At 49.5% G+C, this 2,078-nt stretch carries 3 protein-coding genes; 1 reads left to right on the plus strand and 2 read right to left on the minus strand.

The features are described 5' to 3' along the window. The first annotated feature begins 363 nt into the window (after window positions 1-363). Entirely contained in the window at window positions 364-555 is a 192-nt protein-coding gene (locus HRU10_15315) for a transposase domain-containing protein (protein ID NRA28602.1), read from the plus strand. 130 nt (window positions 556-685) lie between these two features. On the opposite strand, the gene HRU10_15320 is transcribed toward HRU10_15315, so the two are convergent. Together HRU10_15320 and HRU10_15325 are read right to left on the minus strand one after the other, a co-directional pair. Beyond that, window positions 686-1,666, minus strand: coding sequence for an NAD-dependent epimerase/dehydratase family protein (locus HRU10_15320; GenBank protein NRA28603.1), 981 nt, complete (start codon window positions 1,664-1,666; stop codon window positions 686-688). Next, window positions 1,663-2,078, minus strand: a 416-nt coding sequence (locus tag HRU10_15325) for a glycosyltransferase (protein NRA28604.1), incomplete at its 5' end; no start/stop codon positions are given. The genes HRU10_15320 and HRU10_15325, both read right to left, overlap by 4 nt.

A 2,078-nucleotide genomic window follows, 5' to 3' on the forward strand; every position in this document is an offset into this window, starting at 1 on the left:
ACTTCGCCAAATTGAAGGGTATTCATGCAACTATCATCCTTCTAGAGGATAATCATAAACACCTAATAAAAAAATACTTATCTGTGTGTATCTGCGTAATCTGTGGTCCAGGAAAAATTAGAATCCCTATGGGATGACTGTGGTCATAAAATGGAAATTGCCGACGTTTCGTGCGAAACGATACACGTCTCAGCTTCCGTTGACCTTTTCGACAGATCCCCCTTAAACACCGGATTCTATCTGGGTATTCGGAAGGCTGATACTCAAATCGCCCTTTTTGCAGAAAAAATGTAGCAGTCTCTTAAAAATTGATTAAACCATTAATTATCAATATTTTAAGTAACTTTAAAAGGGCGACTATTTATCGGGCATCCGAAAGCAGGTCGCCGCAGCGCAATCCTTTATACAATCCTTCAGAATTGCCACCTGTCCGGCCACAACCCCCAAGAGTATCTGCTCGACGTGCTCAACCGCCTCGCTCGTGCAGATCGTAGCGACCCCGAGTTCATCTCCAGCCTGACTCCGAAAAACTGGAAGCCAGCTGCTAGTCAATGAGGTGCTCTAAGGGACGCTTACTCCCAAATGGCATTGTTACCCATTAGCAAATGAGAACGTGAAACAAATTCCGTTTTCTTCTATAGCCAATCCACTTTCAACACAAAGCACCTCACCTTCCTGAGGTAAACTAAAAATCTCTTGGCCCCTTCAGCTGCCAATCCTTCAGGCTTTTCTCAAAATCGAATTTAAACTCGAAACCATGATCAATAAGCCATTGTGGCACGATATGTGTCGACATTGCCGCCTTGCGGACCCTCTTGGGATGAATTGCCGAATTTCCTCGTGTAAGAACCTGAACCAAATACGCGGCTGGTATCAGTAACCATAACGGCAGCGGTATCGTGCGGGAGCGTTTGCCCAACACTCGTTCGGCATGCTCCACCAGCTCGCTCAGCGGCTCTGTCGGGTGTTCGACGTAATTGTAGCGGATAATCCGCTCCGTCCGCGCCATCGTGAATTCCATACTGTCCAACAGGCCCTCGATATAGGCATAACTCTTGAAAATCTGGGAATTCCCTGGAAAAAAGAAAATTCCCTGTTTCACAGCCCGGATCATCCGCAGGATATTCCCCGGATCGCCCGGACCGTAGACCACCCCCGGCCGACAGGTCACCAATCGGCGTGAAGGATCGGCCACTGCCCAGCGTTCATGAATCAGCTCCGCTGCAAGCTTGGAAATCCCATAACCGGAACTCGGATACAAGGGTGCCGTCTCGTCCGTCGCGCCTTGCGTCTCCCCGTAAACTGCGATCGACGAGGTAAAAAAAATATTCTGGATACCCACATCCTCGGCAAAGGCTGTAACGTGCTCGGCCCCAGGGATGTTCGTGTCAAAATACTCTTGAAAGGCATGTCCTGGTTCCCGATGCACTGCTGAAAAGTGAAAAATCCAGCTCCCCGCCGACGGCACAGCCGCATCCATCGCACCGGCCAATTGCTCGATCACAGGTTCGCGGACGTCACAACGCACAAACTCCATCCCTTCAGGCAGCTTCGCTGCCGGATTCCTAGTGTCGGACAAAACAATTCGGTCGAACCATCCCAGAAGCCGCTTCCAGGTCCGCTCACCGATATATCCGCTTCCTCCGAAAAAAATAGCTGTCTTCATGGTTGTCTTTGCCGCGAGAGATCAAGTCCGATTTCCTGCTCGATATACCCAACCATCTTCTCAAGAAAAATCTCCTCAGAAAACCCTTCTGCCGCTTGTCGGATTTCTGACGGTATCCAGGTCTGTTTCTCAAACTCTGATATTGCTGCAGCAAGACTTTCAGCAGTTGCTTCATAAAAAAACAATCCCGATTTACCTGCAACCACAGTCTCAAGCGCACCGCCACCCCCATAGGCTAAAACCGGTTTCCCGCAAGCCATAGCCTCAACAGGAGTGATCCCAAAATCCTCTAGTCCGGGAAAAACGAAAGCGTAGCAGTTCTGCATCAACTGCGTGACTTCATCATCTGAGACACGGCCTCTAAATTGTACAGTAGGACCCGCCAACGATCTAAGGCGCGCTTCATCGGGAC

This window comes from Opitutales bacterium (assembly GCA_013215165.1).
Lineage (GTDB): Bacteria > Verrucomicrobiota > Verrucomicrobiia > Opitutales > JABSRG01 > JABSRG01.

Bases quoted from the DNA above. Each gene is read 5' to 3' on its own strand.
- HRU10_15320 (NRA28603.1), bottom strand. From the start codon at position 1,666: ATGAAGACAGCTATTTTTTTCGGAGGAAGCGGATATATCGGTGAGCGG.